The sequence below is a fragment of the Rhodoblastus acidophilus genome (assembly GCF_009720655.1).
In the GTDB taxonomy this organism is placed as follows: Bacteria; Pseudomonadota; Alphaproteobacteria; order Rhizobiales; family Beijerinckiaceae; genus Rhodoblastus; species Rhodoblastus acidophilus_A.
Window position 1 is genome coordinate 14,388 of record NZ_WNKS01000005.1, and the last position, 16,597, is coordinate 30,984.

The 16,597-nt window shown below is 64.7% G+C and carries 18 protein-coding genes; 12 read left to right on the forward strand and 6 right to left on the reverse strand.

Features of this window, described 5'->3' with window-relative positions:
• Window positions 1-66: 66 nt before the first annotated feature.
• Window positions 67-2,247 (reverse strand): RelA/SpoT family protein, encoded by a 2,181-nt coding sequence (locus tag GJ654_RS07630; RefSeq protein WP_155445559.1) that lies wholly within the window; start codon window positions 2,245-2,247, stop codon window positions 67-69.
• Between the two features lie 115 nt (window positions 2,248-2,362).
• Window positions 2,363-2,746: a DNA-directed RNA polymerase subunit omega gene (gene rpoZ / locus GJ654_RS07635; protein WP_155445560.1), complete on the reverse strand. Its 384-nt coding sequence runs from the start codon at window positions 2,744-2,746 to the stop codon at window positions 2,363-2,365.
• 438 nt (window positions 2,747-3,184) lie between these two features.
• On the opposite strand from rpoZ, the gene GJ654_RS07640 reads away from it, so the two are divergent.
• The gene (locus tag GJ654_RS07640) at window positions 3,185-3,802 is read left to right on the forward strand and encodes an NYN domain-containing protein (RefSeq protein ID WP_155445561.1); all 618 of its coding nucleotides are present in this window, start codon (window positions 3,185-3,187) and stop codon (window positions 3,800-3,802) included.
• Window positions 3,803-3,840: 38 nt separating this feature from the next.
• Window positions 3,841-4,518 (forward strand): uracil-DNA glycosylase, encoded by a 678-nt coding sequence (locus tag GJ654_RS07645; RefSeq protein WP_155445562.1) that lies wholly within the window; start codon window positions 3,841-3,843, stop codon window positions 4,516-4,518.
• Between the two features lie 106 nt (window positions 4,519-4,624).
• On the opposite strand, the gene GJ654_RS07650 is transcribed toward GJ654_RS07645, so the two are convergent.
• Complete coding sequence (locus GJ654_RS07650) at window positions 4,625-6,733, reverse strand: lytic transglycosylase domain-containing protein (RefSeq protein ID WP_155445563.1); 2,109 nt, start codon at window positions 6,731-6,733, stop codon at window positions 4,625-4,627.
• Between the two features lie 155 nt (window positions 6,734-6,888).
• On the opposite strand from GJ654_RS07650, the gene dapA reads away from it, so the two are divergent.
• Genes dapA through GJ654_RS07665 form a run of 3 tightly spaced genes read left to right on the forward strand, consistent with a single transcriptional unit; the run spans window position 6,889 to window position 9,185 of the window.
• Window positions 6,889-7,785, forward strand: a complete 897-nt coding sequence (gene dapA / locus GJ654_RS07655; RefSeq protein WP_155445564.1) for a 4-hydroxy-tetrahydrodipicolinate synthase — start codon at window positions 6,889-6,891, stop codon at window positions 7,783-7,785.
• Between the two features lie 4 nt (window positions 7,786-7,789).
• Window positions 7,790-8,266 carry an SsrA-binding protein SmpB gene (gene smpB, locus GJ654_RS07660; protein WP_155445565.1) on the forward strand — a complete coding sequence of 159 codons (477 nt, stop codon included), beginning with the start codon at window positions 7,790-7,792 and terminating at the stop codon, window positions 8,264-8,266.
• A gap of 52 nt (window positions 8,267-8,318) precedes the next feature.
• The gene (locus tag GJ654_RS07665) at window positions 8,319-9,185 is read left to right on the forward strand and encodes an alpha/beta fold hydrolase (protein WP_155445566.1); all 867 of its coding nucleotides are present in this window, start codon (window positions 8,319-8,321) and stop codon (window positions 9,183-9,185) included.
• A gap of 84 nt (window positions 9,186-9,269) precedes the next feature.
• Here the strand turns inward: GJ654_RS07665 and GJ654_RS07670 are convergent, their stop codons facing one another.
• From GJ654_RS07670 to GJ654_RS07680, 3 genes are all read right to left on the reverse strand, one after another.
• Window positions 9,270-9,560 carry a hypothetical protein gene (locus GJ654_RS07670; RefSeq protein ID WP_155445567.1) on the reverse strand — a complete coding sequence of 97 codons (291 nt, stop codon included), beginning with the start codon at window positions 9,558-9,560 and terminating at the stop codon, window positions 9,270-9,272.
• Between the two features lie 117 nt (window positions 9,561-9,677).
• Entirely contained in the window at window positions 9,678-10,064 is a 387-nt protein-coding gene (locus GJ654_RS07675; RefSeq protein WP_155445568.1) for a type II toxin-antitoxin system VapC family toxin, read from the reverse strand.
• Window positions 10,061-10,306 (reverse strand): type II toxin-antitoxin system Phd/YefM family antitoxin, encoded by a 246-nt coding sequence (locus GJ654_RS07680; protein ID WP_155445569.1) that lies wholly within the window; start codon window positions 10,304-10,306, stop codon window positions 10,061-10,063. The genes GJ654_RS07675 and GJ654_RS07680 overlap by 4 nt, the downstream gene beginning before the upstream one ends.
• Before the next feature lie 135 nt (window positions 10,307-10,441).
• Here GJ654_RS07680 and GJ654_RS07685 point away from each other — a divergent pair, with 135 nt between their 5' ends.
• The 7 genes from GJ654_RS07685 (at window position 10,442) to GJ654_RS07720 (ending at window position 16,409) form a co-directional block, all read left to right on the forward strand.
• On the forward strand, window positions 10,442-11,356 hold the full coding sequence (locus GJ654_RS07685) for a branched-chain amino acid ABC transporter permease (RefSeq protein WP_155445570.1): 915 nt from the start codon (window positions 10,442-10,444) through the stop codon (window positions 11,354-11,356).
• Complete coding sequence (livM, locus tag GJ654_RS07690) at window positions 11,356-12,651, forward strand: high-affinity branched-chain amino acid ABC transporter permease LivM (RefSeq protein ID WP_155445571.1); 1,296 nt, start codon at window positions 11,356-11,358, stop codon at window positions 12,649-12,651. Before GJ654_RS07685 ends, livM begins: the two co-directional genes overlap by 1 nt.
• The gene (locus tag GJ654_RS07695) at window positions 12,648-13,550 is read left to right on the forward strand and encodes an ABC transporter ATP-binding protein (protein ID WP_155445572.1); all 903 of its coding nucleotides are present in this window, start codon (window positions 12,648-12,650) and stop codon (window positions 13,548-13,550) included. Before livM ends, GJ654_RS07695 begins: the two co-directional genes overlap by 4 nt.
• Complete coding sequence (locus GJ654_RS07700; protein ID WP_155445573.1) at window positions 13,547-14,269, forward strand: ABC transporter ATP-binding protein; 723 nt, start codon at window positions 13,547-13,549, stop codon at window positions 14,267-14,269. The genes GJ654_RS07695 and GJ654_RS07700 overlap by 4 nt, the downstream gene beginning before the upstream one ends.
• Window positions 14,266-14,571, forward strand: a complete 306-nt coding sequence (locus GJ654_RS07705) for a DUF6867 family protein (RefSeq protein ID WP_155445574.1) — start codon at window positions 14,266-14,268, stop codon at window positions 14,569-14,571. Before GJ654_RS07700 ends, GJ654_RS07705 begins: the two co-directional genes overlap by 4 nt.
• Window positions 14,572-14,654: 83 nt before the next feature.
• Entirely contained in the window at window positions 14,655-15,215 is a 561-nt protein-coding gene (locus GJ654_RS20760; protein WP_196305467.1) for a hypothetical protein, read from the forward strand.
• Window positions 15,216-15,284: 69 nt separating this feature from the next.
• Window positions 15,285-16,409: a branched-chain amino acid ABC transporter substrate-binding protein gene (locus GJ654_RS07720; RefSeq protein WP_155445575.1), complete on the forward strand. Its 1,125-nt coding sequence runs from the start codon at window positions 15,285-15,287 to the stop codon at window positions 16,407-16,409.
• Window positions 16,410-16,597: the final 188 nt, after the last annotated feature.

A 16,597-nucleotide genomic window follows, 5' to 3' on the forward strand; every position in this document is an offset into this window, starting at 1 on the left:
GTGAAGAAAATGCGTCAAAACAAGACTCTAGAGCTTTTTCATATTTCCATGAAACGTGAAAAAGCTCTAGCCGATCACCCGCTCGACCCGGTTGACCATGGGCAGCGCCCGAATGCGCGTGATGATGTCGGTCAGATGTTTGAGGTCGAACACCTCGACTTCAAACGTCATCTCGCGGAAATCCGGGGAGATCTTGTTGAAGGTGACCTCGTCGATATTGGCGCCGGTCTCGCCGATCAGATTGGCGACCGCGCCGAGACTCCCCGGCTCGTTGATGGCGGCGACGACGATTTTCGCCGGGAACAGCTCCGGCGCCCCCTCCATGTCCCAGCGCACGTCGAGCCAGCGCTCCGGCTGATCGTCGAATTGCTCCAGCGCCGAGGCCTGGATCGGATAGATGGTCACGCCCTCGCCCGGCGTGAGGATGCCGACGATGCGGTCGCCGGGCACCGCGCCGCCATCGGGCGCGAAACTCACCGGCAGGTCGCCGCGCAGGCCCCGGATCGGCAGCGCCGAACCGCCCGCGCCCGGCGACTTGAACTGCATGCCCGAAGCCTTCTGCATCTTGAACCAGCCTGGATCGGGCCGGCGCCCCGCCGCCGCCTTGCGCTCCTCCTTGAAGTCGGGATGGACCGCCTTGACCACGTCGCCCGAAAACATTTCGCCGCGTCCGACCGCCGCCAGCACATCCTCGATGTTTTGCCGCGCAAGCCGAGGCAGCGCCAACTTGAGCTTGTCGTCGGAGAACGGCTTTCCGGCCCTTTCGAAAGCGCGTAAAACGATCTGGCGGCCGAGCCCGGCATATTGCGCGCGCACCGCCTCGCGCGAGGCGCGGCGAATGGCGGCTCGCGCCTTGCCGGTCACGGCTATGCTCTCCCAGGCGGCCGGAGGGGTCTGGCTTTCGGCGCGGATGATCTCGACCTCGTCGCCATTGGACAAAGGCGCGAGCAGCGGCGCCAGCCGTCCGTTGATCTTCACGCCCACGGCCGAATTGCCGACGCTGGTGTGGACCGCATAGGCGAAATCGATCGGCGTCGCCCCACGCGGCAAAGCGATCAGGCGGCCGTTGGGGGTGAAGCAGAACACCTGGTCATGGAACAGCTCCAGGCGCGTGTGCTCCAGAAACTCCTCGGGACTGTCGCCTTCCGCCAGCATGTCGATGGTGCGCTTCAGCCACTGGTAGGCGCTGCTCTCCTGCGACAGCGCCGGGGCCACCCCGTCCTTGTAAAGCGCATGGGCCGCGATGCCGTTGCGGGCGATGTTGTGCATTCCGTGGGTGCGCACCTGCAATTCGACGCGCTGGCGCCCGGGGCCGACCACGGTGGTGTGGATCGAGCGGTAATCGTTCTGCTTCGGCGTCGAAATATAGTCCTTGAAGCGGCCGGGCACCATCGGCCACTTGGTGTGAACCACGCCGATCACCCGATAGCAGTCCTCGACTTCGTCGACGACGACGCGAAAGCCGAAAATGTCGGACAATTGCTCGAAGGCGACGGACTTGCGCTCCATCTTCGACCACACGGAATAGGGCTGTTTCTGCCGTCCGCGCACCACCGCCTTGATGCCGCGCTTGCGCAATTCCTCGGACAGCTCCGCCTCGATGGCGCCGATCAGCTCGCTGTGTTCGCTGCGCAAATCCGCGAGCCGGGTCGAGACCAGGGCGAAGGCTTCGGGGTTGAGATGCTTGAACGACAGGTTTTCCAGCTCGTCGCGCATCACCTGCATGCCCATGCGGCCCGCGAGCGGCGCATAGATGTCCAGCGTCTCCTGGGCGATGCGCGCGCGCTTCTCCGGCTTGACGAAATGCAGCGTGCGCATGTTGTGCAGCCGGTCCGCGAGCTTGACCAGCAGCACGCGCACGTCCTCGGCGATCGCCAGCAGCAGTTTTCGAAAATTTTCCGCCTGCTCGGCTTTTTTCGACACGAGGTCGAGTTTTTTGAGCTTGGTCAGGCCATCGACCAGCGCGCCGATTTCCGGGCCGAAAATATCGTCGATCTCGGCGCGCGTGGCGGCGGTGTCCTCGATCGTGTCATGCAGCACGGCGGCGACGATGGTGGCGTCGTCGAGCTTCATCTCCGTGAGGATGGCCGCGACTTCGAGGGGATGGGTGAAATAGGGGTCGCCGGAGGCGCGGGTCTGCGCGCCATGGGCGCGCATGGCGTAAACATAGGCGCGATTCAGCAGATCCTCGTTGGCGCCGGGATTGTATTTGCGCACGCGGTCGACGAGTTCGTACTGACGCATCATTTCGGGGAAATTCTCCGGGAATTCCCAAATGGTAGCGACCGCAATGCGGTGGGCGCAACAAAAAAGCGGAGACCGCGCGCGATCTCCGCCAAATCTGTCCGTTCCCGACGAAAGCCTATTCCGAGTCGTCGTCGGTTTCGGCGGGCGGCACCAGGCCTTCGAGTCCGCGCAAAAGATCTTCCTCGGTCATGCGGTCGAACTGCACGTCGCCGGCGAGATCGCTCGACGGCGTGACCAGCGCCGGCACCACCTCCGCCTCGGGCTCGTCGACTTCGACGTGCTTCTGCAACGAGTGGATGAAGTCTTCCTTCAAATCTTCGGGAGCTATGGTCGAATCCGCAATTTCCCGAAGCGCGACGACCGGATTTTTGTCATTATCCCTGGGCACGCTGATCTGCGCGCCGGACGAGATCATCCGGGCGCGGTGGCTGGCGAGCAAAACGAGATCAAATCGGTTGTCGACCTTGTCGATACAGTCCTCGACAGTGACGCGAGCCATGCTGGCGCTCCTAAGGCAAAGGTAAAATGGGGACTCATCGTTCCTGTTAGTGTGGGAAGGACGGGAAAGCAAGTTTTATCGAAGCCCGGTGCGACGCCCCGCCGCAACCGACGGCTTCATGGAGCAAATGCTACAAATATGTCGAATTTGTAACAATTCCTCTTGCCATGGAACCACAATTCGGACTTTTTTGTTCCTTATCGCACTCAACAGGTCTGGCGCAGACGCCGTGCTTGCGCCAGATTGCATCAATAGCTGGAATGGGCCGCGTCGGCGCGAACGACGATGCCGCTTGTGGCCTCAAGCCCTTCGATTCTTTGGCGCTGAGGATCTTTTGACAGTTTGCTTTTTTCGCGATTTGCAGTAGTCACGGCCCAGCAGGTGACGATCTCCTGCCGGCAACGGCACAAACTTATGAATAGGAAACGGAATTCTATAATGGCTGACCCAGAACGCATCGCCCTGTTTATTGACGGCGCGAATCTGTACGCGACCGCAAAATCCTTGGGGTTTGACATAGATTACAAACGCCTGCTGAAGGAGTTCCAGGGCAAGGGTCGCCTGTTGCGCGCCTTCTACTACACCGCCTTGGTGGAGGATCAGGAATATTCCTCCATTCGCCCGCTGATCGACTGGCTCGACTACAACGGCTACGCCGTGGTGACCAAGCCCGCGAAGGAATTCGTAGATGCTCTGGGCCGCCGCAAGGTCAAGGGCAACATGGACATCGAGCTCGCCGTCGACGCCATGGAAATGGCCGACCACATCGACCACATGGTGCTGTTCTCCGGCGACGGCGACTTCCGCTCGCTGGTCGAGGCCGTGCAGCGCAAGGGCGTGCGCGTCTCCGTGCACTCCACCATCACCACGCAGCCGCCGATGGTCGCTGACGAGCTGCGCCGCCAGGCCGACGAATTCGTCGATCTCGTCCATCTCGCCAACAAGATCGGCCGCGACCCCACCGAACGCACCGACCGCATGCAGCGCTTCCAGGAGCGCCGTCCGGCCGCGCCGATTCCGACGCACGCGCACCAGGAAGAGACGACCGAAGAATGATCGGTCGTTTTTGAGCCACATCTTGCGAAGGCGGGCCCATGTCCCTGACTCCGCCCGCCTCGCCAAATTTCGATTGTCCGCTTTGCCCGCGCCTCGCGGGATTTCGTTTTGAAAACAAGCGTCTGCTGCCGGACGGTTTTAACGCGCCCGTGCCCAGTTTTGGCGACCTCGCCGCCCCCCTGCTCATCATCGGTCTCGCGCCCGGATTGCGTGGCGCCAATTTCACCGGACGCCCGTTCACCGGAGACTACGCTGGCGATCTGCTTTACGCGGCGCTGCTGAAATTCGGCTTCGCGTCGGGCGTTTATGGCGCGAATTCGCGGGACGGATTGCAACTGTCTCATTGCAGGATTTCAAACGCGGTTCGCTGCGTTCCCCCTCAAAACAAGCCGACGCCGCAGGAGATTGCAACCTGCCGTTGCTTCCTGTCGCAGGAAATCGCCGCCATGCCCGCCCTGCGCGCCCTGCTCTGCCTCGGCCGCATTTCGCATGACAGCGCGGTGAAGGCCCTGGGCCTGCGCGCCAAGGACGCCCCCTTCGCCCATGGCGCGGCGCATCCTCTCGCCAACGGGCTGACGCTCTACGACAGCTATCACTGCTCCCGCTACAATACCAATACGGGCGTGCTGACGTCACAGATGTTCGATGCGGTGTTCCAGCAGATCGTCACGGATTTGAAGATTTCGTCCTGTCGGTCTGAACCCGCGCAGACTTGAACCCGCGCCATTCCACCGTCACTGCGAGCAAAGCGAAGCAATCCAGGACTCACGCAAGCGACGAATGCATGACGCGCTTGCTCGTTTCGAGAGACTCGGCCTCGCCTTACTGGCTTGACGCCACCTTCTGCCGCAGGTCGGCGCTGTAAAGATGGGCGCGCTCGCCGAGCAGAGCGCGGTACATGTGCAGGTTCTCCACCACGCGCTGCACGTAATTGCGCGTTTCCGTGAACGGGATGCGCTCGACCCAGTCCACCGGATCGACATTGTCCGCGCGAGGGTCGCCATAGGCGCTCATCCATTGCGCGACATTGCCGCCGCCGGCGTTATAGGCGGCAAACGCCAGAATATGCGAGCCCTTGTACTCCGCCAGCAGCTCGCCGAGGTGAAAGGCGCCGAGCTGGGCGCTGAACGTGGCGTCGCCGCGCAGTTTGCCTTCGTCATAGGTGATTCCGGCGCGCTTGGCGGCGCCGCGCGCGGTCGGCTCCATCATCTGCATCAGACCCATGGCGCCGACGCCGGAACGGGCGGTGGCCTTGAAGGCGCTCTCCTGCCGCGCGATGGCGAGCACGGTGGCGCGCGGCGCGGATTTTTCCGCCAGCGGTCGAAAATCGGGCGCGCCATTGGTCGGCCACGCCAGCGTCGGCAGCTTGACGCCCCGGCTCAGGGCGGACTTTCCGGCGAGCAGGGCCAAGTTCGGGTCGACCTGCGCGTCCAGGATTTTGGCCAGGGCGGCCATCTGCTCGGCAGGCAGGCTGGCGCTGGCTTCAAGGGCGAGCTGCCGCGCCGCGTCCTTTTCGCCGATGGCGAACAGCAGTTCGGCGGCGCGCACCGGCTCGGCGCGGGCCTCGCCGACCGGCGGCTCGAGCGGGATCGCCAGCGCGAGCGGCTCCTCGCCGAAACGGGCGCGCGCCAGCTGGCCGTAATAGGTCTCGCTCTCGCCGGCCGCGCGGGCGAACAGCGGCCGGGCGTCGCCGCCGCGCGCCTCTTCGACGCGGCCGCGCCAATAGGCGGCGCGGGCGATGCTCGAGGGCGTGCGGGCGATTTTCGCCATGGCGTCGAAATGCGGCGCCGCCAGCGCGGGATCGTCAAGGAAGCGCAAAGCGATCCAGCCGGCGTGGAATTCGGCCTCCAGCCGCGCCTCGTCGCCGCTGGCGGCATGCGCCGCCGCGATCTCGTAGGCGCCCCTGAAATCCTTGGCGTCCAAAAATTTTCGCGACAACAGCCGGCGTTCGATCCACCAGTCGTCGCCGCTGCGCGCCTCGGCGTCGCGGGGAACGGCGCGCAGCAGCTTTGAGGCCTCGGTGATTTTCTCCGCTTTCCGCAAAGCATGGACGCGCGCGAACAGCAGAATGGGATCGTTGCGGTCGCTTTCGGCGATTTTCGCGGCGGCCTTCGACGACGCCGCCCCGCCCGCAATGTCGGCGGCCGCGTGTAAAACCGCCTCGCCCGACTTGCCGGAGAGAACGGCCGCGCGGCTCGCCGCGGCCTTTTGGTCGCGCAGCCACATGCGTCCGGCGCGGTAGAGATGATCCTCGTGGGTCAGCGCCGCTCCAAAACGCTTCAACAAACGCTTCTCCAGCGCCGGCGTCAGATCGGCGGTGCGCCAGAGTTTTCGCCCAAGCTCCGCCCCGCCCTGGTCCTGAAGCAGCGCCATGGCGAGATCGCCCACTGGGCCGGTGGAGGGATAAGCGGCGAGATAGGCCCTGGCCCGCTCTGGATTGATGTCTTCCGCGCCGGCCAGCTCCTCGGCATGGCGGCGCAAAGCGGCGGAAGGCCAGTCGGGATGGGCATTGAGAAAATCGCGGTGACGGGTCAGCCCGGCCTCGGCGGGTTTCGTGCGCAGGAAAACCCATTCGACGGCGGCGCGGACCAGCGGATCGCGGGTGGCGAGCGCGGCGTCGCCGGCGACGCGGTCGCCGTCATGATAGGCGCGCAAGGCCGGGGTCACGCCGGCGAGATCATGGCTCGGCTCGCCCGCGGCGGCTGGAATGACCTGGATCGGCGCGGCGTCCGAGGCAGACGCCTCCACCACGGCCGGCGCGTTTTGTTCGGGCGCGGCGACAGGGGCGTTCGAGGGCGTCGCACTTTGAGGCGCGTGGGCGACCTGCGCCGGCTTGCGCAGCACGATGGTCAGCAGAGAGGGAACAGCCGCGCCCACCAAAAAGGCCGCCGTCGACAGAGCCGTCAATTTCCAGACTTGCGCGTTTCGCATGGGTTGCGCCGCTCCTTGTGGCGCAGCCTGCGCGCGCGAGGTTAACGAAGTCTTAAGACGGCGCGCCCCCTTTTCGCCGGGACGCTCACGGTCTATGACAAGCCTTTAACGACGAAAAGCGGCGCGGATGAGGCGCCGTTCACAGGGACGTGATCATGACCAAGGCGAGTGTTCTGCGTGGATGGATGACGGCGCTGGTGACGCCCTTCAAGGACGGCGCCTTCGACGAAGCCGCCTTTCGCGCCCTGATCGACTGGCAGATCGACAGCGGCATCCACGGCCTCGTCCCGGTCGGCACCACCGGGGAGTCGCCGACGCTCTCGCACGAGGAGCACAAGCAGGTGGTGGAAGTGGCGGTGGCGCAGGCGGCGGGCCGCGTTCCCGTGATCGCCGGCGCCGGCTCCAACAATACGGCGGAAGCCGTCGATCTCGCCCGCCATGCGGAAAAGGCCGGCGCCGACGCCATCCTGGTCGTCACGCCCTATTACAACAAGCCCAACCAGGAGGGCTTGTTCCAGCATTTCAAGGCGATCGACGACGCGGTGGGCCTGCCGATCGTGATCTACAACATTCCGCCGCGCTCGGTGATCGACATGTCCGTCGACACGATGAAGCGCTGCCGCGACGAGTTGCGCAACATTGTCGCCGTCAAGGACGCCACCGGCAATCTCGCCCGCGTCTCGCTCCAGCGCGCCGCGCTCGGACCGGATTTCATCCAGTTCTCCGCCGAGGACATGACGGCGCTCGCCAGCCTCGCCGCCGGCGGCCATGGCTGCATCTCGGTCGTCTCCAACATCGCCCCGGCTTTATGCGCGCAATTGATGAACGCGGCGGCGGCGGGCGACTTCGCCAAGGCGCTGTCGATCCAGGACAGGCTCGTGCCGCTGCACGGCGCCACGTTCATGGAAGCCGGCGTCACCGGCGCCAAGACCGGCCTGTCCTTCCTCGGCAAGGCGCGCGAAGAGGTGCGGTTGCCGCTCGTTCCCTCCACCGACAAGACCCGCGAGGCGATCAAGGCGGCGATGCATTTCGCCGGTTTGCTGGACGGCTGAAACATTGGCAGAGAAACCCCACAGCAATTTCAAGGTGGTGGCCGACAACCGCAAGGCCCGCTACCACTATGAAATCGGCGAAGTTTTCGAGGCGGGGCTTGTCCTCACCGGCACGGAGGTGAAGAGCCTGCGCACCGGGCGCTCGACCATCGCCGAGTCCTATGCGAGCGTGGACACCCACGGCGAGATCTGGCTGATCAACGCCAACATTCCCGAATATCATTCGGGCAACCGTTTCAATCACGAGCCCAAGCGCCATCGCAAGCTGCTGTTGAAGCAGCGCGAAATCGCCAAGCTGTCGCAGGGCGTGGCGCGCGAGGGCATGACCATCGTGCCCCTCAAACTGTTTTTCAACAACAAGGGCCGGGCCAAGATCGAAATCGCGCTGGCCAAGGGCAAACAGGTCCACGACAAGCGCGAAACCGAGAAGCAGCGCGACTGGAATCGCGAAAAAAGCCGGCTGATGAAACAACGCGATTAAACTTTCGCGTTTTCGGGCGCATACTCGGCCCGACCGGACACGGGAGGTTTGAGTGGACGGCGAATTGCGCAGCCATTTCATTGCATCCGCCGACGGCTTGCAGCTTCACGCCCTGACGCTGGGCGCGGCCAATGCCCTGACGCCCGTGGTCTGCCTGCCCGGCCTGTCGCGCCCCGCGCGCGATTTCGTCGTTCTGGCGCGGCATCTGAACCGCTCGGGCGGCCGGCGCATCGTCTTAATGGACTATCGCGGGCGCGGCGGCTCCGACTGGGACCCCGACTGGACCCATTACACCATGGCCGTCGAGCACGGCGACCTCGTGCGCGTGCTCGACGCGCTGGAAATTGCGAAGGCGATCTTCATCGGCCTGTCGCGCGGCGGCTTGCATGCGCTGACGCTGAGCGCCGCCCAGCCGCATCGCGTCGCCGGGATCGTCCTCAACGACGTCGGCCCGCAGCTTGAGGCGCAGGGCCTCGCCCACATCAAGAATTACATCGGCAAGCTGCCGCTGCTGCGCGACATCGACGCGGCCATCGCCCATTATAAACGCGCGATGGGCGCGCGCTTCCCCGCCGTTTCAGACGAGGACTGGCGTTTTTACGCCAGCAATTCGCTCAACATCACGCCGGAGCGCCTGCGGCTGTCCTACGATCCGCAACTGGCGCGCACGCTGGACTCCTTCGATCCCAGCGCCCCCCTGCCCGACATGTGGCCGTTGTTCGAGGCGATCGAGGCGCCGATTCTGGCGCTGCGCGGCGAGAACTCGGACCTGCTGTCGCCGAAAGCGCATGAGCAGATGGCCAGACGCAATCCGAGGTGTGAACTGCATGTTGTGCCCGGCCAGGGCCACGCGCCGCTGCTGCTGGACGCGCCGACGCTCAACCGCATCGGCGCGTTTATCTCAGGAATAGCGGGTTAGAGCGTTTTCGAGCGAAGTGGATACCGGTTCGCGTGAAGAAAACGCGTAGAAACAAAAGACTAGAGCCCGTTCGGTGAACGGGCTCTAGGCCTGGCGCACGCCGGTCAGCGGCGTCGAGCCGAGCGGCGTCTTGAATTTGCCGCTGAGCGCGTCGCCGCTCGCCTTGACGTCGAAGCCGATATTGAAACTGCCCATGGGGGTGGGCACCTTGGCGTGGAATTCGGCGGCATCGCCGCTGATCTGGAGGTCGGTGAGCGGCACTTCGCCGGCGTGCGAGCCAAGGCCGCCGGCGCCGTCCGCCTCGATGCGCAAGGTCGGGGTCTGCACGCCGAAGGGCGTTTCAAGCGTGAGTTTCCAGCTTCCGACAATGCTCATGGATGGTCCCTTCCAGAAATTTTCCGCGCGTTGTCGCGGCGGCTCCAACATAATGCGTGCGCGACCCGACCGCCAGCCTCCATTGGTTTAAATATGAACTAATTTTGCAGCGGCGTGTCAAACTCTCCGGATCGGGCCAGGATAGGCCGCGACCAGGCTGTCGCTGGTCAACAGCGTCAGACGCTCGGCCATCGCCTGCGCCACCAGAATTCGGTCGAACGGGTCCTTGTGCAGCGGCGGCAGTCCATCGAGCATCACGGCATGGTCGCCGGTGATCGCCAGTTCCTCATAGCCGTTTTCCAAAAGGCCTTTCCGCAACAGACGCGGATCGACCCGAAAGTCCGGTCGCCCCAGCCCCCGTTTGATGGCGATCTCCCAAAGACTGGCGGCGCTGAACCAAAGCGTGTTGCCGGTGTCTTCGATCGCCGCCCGCGCTTCATCGGACATGAGCTCCGGCGCCCCCGCCGCCCAGAGCAGCAGATGGGTGTCGAGCAGAAGCTTCATGACTCGCCGTCGAACAGCCGTTCGATGTCGGCGCGGCCCATCCGGTCGAAGTCGTCGGGAACCGAAATCTGCCCGGACAGAAAGCCGGTGCGCCGCATAGCCGCCGGTTCGGGCGCGCCGAGCGGCACGACCTTCACCAGGGGCTTGCCCGCCTTGGCGATAATAAAAGCCTCTCCCGCCGCGGCCTGTTCGACGAGGCGCGACAAGTGGGTTTTGGCTTCGTGGATGTTGATCTTGCGCATGCAGGGACCCAATCGGACCAACCCAAGTTAGTTCAATTCGCCACACAAACCAAGCGTCGCGTGCAAACCTGCGCCGCACTTGTCGCATGGCCCGCCGATTGCTAGCGTCAAAGCCAAGCGAATCCGGCGGACTCAATGGAAATCTTCCTGCAACAGCTGATCAATGGCGTGACGCTCGGCTCGATCTACGGGCTGATCGCCATCGGCTATACGATGGTGTTCGGCATTATCGGCATGGTCAACTTCGCCCATGGCGACGTGTTCATGCTTTCCGCCTTCATCGCTTTGCTGCTCCTGCTGCTGCTGACGCAAATGCTCGGGCTCGCCGCCGCGCCCGCCTTCGTCGTCGCGCTCGTCGCCTCCATGGCGCTCACGGCGCTGTGGAATTTCGCCATCGAGCGGGTCGCCTACCGCCGCCTGCGCGGCTCGTTCCGCCTCGCGCCGCTGATTTCCGCCATCGGCATGTCGACCTTTCTGGCAAATTTCGTCACCGTGACCCAGGGCCCCAACAACAAGAGCATCCCGCCCATGTGGGATCAGGTGATCGCCATCACCTCGGGCGGCGCCTATGACGTCACCCTGTCCTACAAGCAAATCCTGATCGTCGCGGTGACCGGCGCGCTGCTCGCCGCCTTCTGGTTCGTGGTGCAAAAAACCCCGCTGGGCCGCGCGCAACGCGCCTGCGAGCAGGACGCCAAAATGGCGGCTTTGCTCGGCGTCGACGTCAACCGCACCGTCGCGCTCACCTTTGTCATCGGCGCGGCGCTGGCGGCGGTGGCCGGCTCGCTTTACCTCCTGCAATATGGCGTGGTCAAAAGCTCGGACGGTTTTGTGCCGGGCGTCAAGGCGTTTACGGCCGCCGTGCTGGGCGGCATCGGCTCGCTGCCCGGCGCCGTGCTCGGCGGCCTGCTGATCGGGCTGATCGAGACGATGTGGGGGCAATATTTCGGCAGCGACTACAAGGATGTCGCGGCCTTTTCGGTGCTGGCGATCACCCTCATCTTCATGCCCTCCGGCCTGATGGGCCGCCCCGACGTGGAAAAGGTCTGATGCCCGCCGAACGATTTGTGCGCGCCTTGCGCGAGGCGGGCTGGGCGACGCTGGTGGTGGCGGGCCTGAGCTTTCCCATCATCGCCTATCGCGCCGAGCCCGATTTCAACAATCTCCTGGCGCTCCAGCCGCGCTGGCCGCTGTTTTGGCAGTTTTGCGCCGCCGCTTTCCTCCTGCGGTTCTTGCTCGCCTTTTGGAGCGGCGACGAAACCAAGGCGAAAGCCCCGCGCGAAAAAAATTGGCCCAAGCTGCCGTGGCTCGGCCCGCTCGCCCTCGTCTTTCTGACCATCTACCCCCTGGCCGTGGTCGCCCTGCTCGGGCCGCAGGCGGCGCTCAAATGGGTCGACACTTACGGGGTGCAAATCCTCATCTACGTCCTGCTCGGCTGGGGCCTGAACATCACGGTGGGCCTCGCCGGCCTGCTCGACCTCGGTTACGCCGCCTTCTACGCGGTGGGCGCCTATGCCTACGCCCTGCTCGCCCCCGCCACCGGCCTCGGCTTTTGGGCGCTGCTGCCGGTCTGCGGCCTGCTCGCCGCGTTTTGGGGGTTTTGCATCGGTTTTCCGATCCTGCGCCTGCGCGGCGATTATCTCGCCATCGTTACCCTGGCCTTCGCCGAAATCGTGCGCATCGTCCTCATCAACTGGGATGTGGTCACCCATGGCGAGGCCGGGCTATTCGGCTTCCCCGGCCTGAATTTTTTCGGGCTGCCCTTCATTCCGGGCCCGCGCGGTTTTGCGGCTCATTTCGGCCTGCCGTTCCAGGGCATCCAAAAACAGATTTTTCTTTACTATCTGGTTCTTGTGCTGGCGCTGCTGGCGAATCTGGTGTCGCTGCGGCTGCGTCGCCTGCCGCTCGGCCGCGCCTGGGAGGCGCTGCGCGAAGACGAAATCGCCTGCCGCGCGCTCGGCCTCGACACCCGCAACATCAAACTCACCGCCTTCGCGCTCGGCGCCTTTTTCGCCGGAATCGCCGGCTGCCTGTTCGCGCTGCGCCAGGGTTTTGTCTCCCCCTCCGCCTTCACCTTTTCCGAGAGCGCGCTGATTCTCGCCATTGTCGTGCTCGGCGGCGGCGGCTCGCAATTGGGCGTCGCCGTCGCGGCCGTGTTTTTGGTGGGCGCCTCCGAACTTTTGCGCGAACTCACCTTCCTCAAAAGCGTGTTCGGCGAAAACTTTGATCCCGCGCAATACCGCATGCTTCTGGTCGGCCTCGCCATGGTGGCGATGATGAATTTTCGGCCGCGCGGGCTGGTGTCGACGCGGGCGCCGACGATAAAACTCGGAGCCACGTCATGAACTGGCTCGACGACCCGATCCTGCGCGTCGATCACCTCACCATGCGCTTCGGCGGGCTGCTCGCGGTCAACGATGTCTCCTTCGCCGCCGGGCGTGGCGACATCACCGCGCTGATCGGCCCCAACGGCGCCGGCAAAACCACCCTGTTCAATTGCCTGACCGGTTTTTACCAGCCGACCGCCGGCCGCATCGCCTTTTCGTCCGAAAAACTCGACGCGGAAAAAATCGAGACGCTGACCCGCTCGGCGCGCAAGCATGACGGCGAGACTTTTCTTCTCGAACGCATGGCCGACCACGAAATCGTCCGCAAGGCGCGCCTCGCCCGCACGTTCCAAAACATTCGGCTGTTCCAGGGCATGAGCGCGCTGGAAAACCTGATGATCGCCCAGGACGAGGCGCTGTCCCGCGCCGCCGGCCTGTCCTTCATCGGCCTGCTCGGCCTGCCCTCCTGGCGGCGCGCCGAACAGGCGGCGGTGGACCGCGCGGTGGCCTGGCTCGACCGCATCGGCCTGAAAAAGCGCGCCGACGATCCCGCCGGCTCTCTCCCCTATGGCGACCAGCGCCGTCTCGAAATCGCCCGCGCCATGTGCACGAAACCCGCCCTGCTCTGCCTCGACGAGCCGGCGGCGGGCCTGAACGCGGCGGAATCGCATGGGCTGGCGGAACTCCTGCGCGGCATACGCGACCAGGGCGAAACCTCGATCCTGTTGATTGAGCACGACATGTCCGTGGTGATGCGCATTTCCGACCATGTGGTGGTGCTGGACTATGGGCAAAAAATCGCCGACGGCTCGCCGCGCGAGGTGCGCGAGGACCCCGCCGTGATCGCCGCCTATCTCGGCGTCGAGGAGCAGGAAGAAGCGGTCGAGGAAGCCGTGCTTTCAGGGGGCGGCGCATGACGGCGCTGCTTTCCATCACCGGCGTCACCGCCTTCTACGGCGCGGTGCAGGCCCTGCGCGGCGTCGATCTCGAAGTGGGAAAAGGCGAGATCGTCGCGCTGATCGGCTCCAACGGCGCCGGCAAATCCACGCTGATGATGTCGATCTTCGGCGCCCCGCGCGTGCGCGACGGCAAAATCCTGTTCGACGGGCAGGACATCACGCACATGCCGACCCACGAGATCGCGCGGCTGTCGATCGCGCAATCGCCGGAAGGCCGGCGCATTTTTTCGCGCATGACCGTCTACGAAAACCTGCAAATGGGCGCGGCGGTCGCCGGTTACGCCGGTTTCGAGGCCAATCTCGAAAAAGTCTTCGCCATTTTCCCGCGCCTGAAAGAGCGCCTGAAGCAGCGCGGCGGCACGCTGTCGGGCGGCGAACAGCAGATGCTGGCCATTGCCCGCGCGCTGATGAGCAACCCGAAACTGCTGCTGCTCGACGAGCCCTCGCTCGGCCTGGCGCCGCTGGTGTGCAAGCAGATTTTCGAAACGGTGAAGCGGCTCAACGAGCAGGAAGGCCTGTCCGTGTTCCTGGTCGAGCAGGACGCCCACCATGCGCTGAAACTGGCGCATCGGGCCTATGTGCTGGTCAATGGCGCCGTAACCATGAGCGGACGCGGCGCCGATCTGCTGCGCGACCCGAAAGTGCGCGCCGCCTATCTCGAGGGGGGCGCGCATTGACGGACTTTTGGATCGGCGACTGGCGCGTGTTTGTCGGCGTGACGCTGGTTCTCGGCGGTCTCGCCAGCCTCGCCTCCGGCCGCGCCGTGGCGCGGGCGTGGCGCCCGCCGACGCTGCTGCTGCTCTACGGCCTGTTCCTGGCGGCGGCGATGCGGTTTCTGCATTGGTCGCTGTTCCAGGAGCCGCTGTTCGCCCCCTATGCCGCGCTGCTCGCCTACGCCTGGAGCCTTTTCGCGCAAGGGTTGTCGTGGCTGGTCGCCCATCGCGCGCGGATGCGGCGCCAATATCCCTGGATCGCCTGAGTTTCTTGCCAATTTGACGGCCGCGCCGGAACTTCACCGCGCCGCCGCGCTTGTTTGAGTCACGAACAGCATTGGAGAATGCCATGCGCGTTTTCACCACCCTTCTGGCAGCGCTGCCGCTCGCTTTTCTGCAACCGGCGGAGGCTGCGCCCATCGCGCCGACCGCCATCGAACGCCCGGCCGCGCCGATCGAAGCGACGCACTATCGTCATGGCTGGGGCCATCATCACCACCGCCACTGGCGGCATCACCACCATTGGCGTCATCATCGCCACTGGCGCCGACACCATTGGCATCACCACCACTGGCGCCATCGGCACTACGGCTACAATCCCGGCGCGGCGCTGTTCGGCGCGGTGGTCGGCGGCGTCCTCAGCAATCCCTGCATTTATGGCGGCTGTTCCGACTACGGCTATTACGGCCCGGCCTATTACGGCGGCGGGCCCTATTACGGCGGCGGGCCCAATTACGGCGGATGGGGCGGGCGGCGTTTTGGCGGTTGGCGCGGCGGAGGATTCCACCACGGCGGCTTCCACGGCGGCGGTTTTGGCCATGGCGGCTTCCACCACGGCGGTCTTGCCCATGGCGGCGGATTTCATGGCGGCGGCTTCCACGGCGGCGGCTTCGGCGGGCATCATCGCTGACGCCAGACTATCGACAATCGTGCGGGCAGACGGCAAGATCGGAAAGAAATTTCCGCCCGGAGTTCCCGCATGAAAAAGCATGTTTTGACCGGCGTCGCCGCTGGCCTTCTGGCCGCCTTGCTCGCCAGCTCGGCTTACGCCCAGATCAAGGTCGGCGTCGGCAGTCCGATCACCGGATCGGACGCGGCTTTCGGCGCCCAGATCCGCAATGGCGCGGAGCAGGCCGCCGCCGACATCAACGCCAGCGGCGGCGTGCTCGGGCAAAAACTGGAGCTGTCTGTCGGCGACGACGCCGGCGACTCCAAGCAGGGCCGCTCGGTCGCCAACAAGTTCGTCGGCGAGGGGGTCACGTTTGTGGTCGGCCACTTCAATTCGGCCGTCACCATGCCGGCGTCCGACGTCTACAACGAGGCCGGCGTGCTCGAAATCTCGCCCGGCTCCACCAATCCGCAGATCACCGAGCGCGGCTATCCCCTGCTGTTCCGCACCTGCGGCCGCGACGACCAGCAAGGCGCGGTGGCCGCCAAATTTTTAGTCGAACACGCCAAGGGCAAGAAGATCGCCATCATCCACGACAAGTCGACGTACGGAAAGGGCCTCGCCGACGAAGCGCGAAAAGGGCTTGCCGCAGCCGGCGTGAAAGAAGTGATGTACGAGGGCCTGAACAAGGGCGAAAAAGATTTTTCCGCCATGGTCTCGAAGATCAAGTCGGTGGACGCCGACATCATCTTCTTCGGCGGCTATTTCACCGAAGGCGGCCTGCTGGTGCGGCAGATGCGCGACCAGGGGGTCAAGGCGATCATCATGGGCGGCGACGGCATCGCCTCGCAGGAATTCGCCTCCATCGCCGGTCCGGGCGTCGAGGGCTCGCTGATGACCTTCCCGCCGGACCCGCGCAAGCGCCCGGAGGCCGCCGCCGTGGTCAAGGCGTTTGAATCCAAGGGCTACAACCCCGAGACTTACACGCTTTATTCCTACGCGACCGTGCAGGTGTTGAAGCAGGCGATCGAGAAGGCGAAATCCACCGACCCCACCGCCGTCGCCAAGGCTTTGCGCGAAGCCGGACCATTCCAGAGCGTGATCGGCGACCTCGCTTTCGACGCCAAGGGCGACGTCACCCGCGCCGATTACACGGTCTATGAATGGCGCAAAGGGCCCGACGGCAAGGTGACCTACGTGCAGATCGGCGACTAGCGGGAATCGAAGGGGACTGGATCGCATAGCGCTCCCGCTGCTTCCCGCTTGAGACGAAACGGCGGGCGCGATGCGTTCCTGTCCCCGACCCGGGGCCAAGAGCGGCGCGGGGGACAGGACCGAATTGCGCAGCCCAAAACCTTGACTTCGCCAGGAGGACTGGGCGCAATTCGATCCAGTCCCCGACT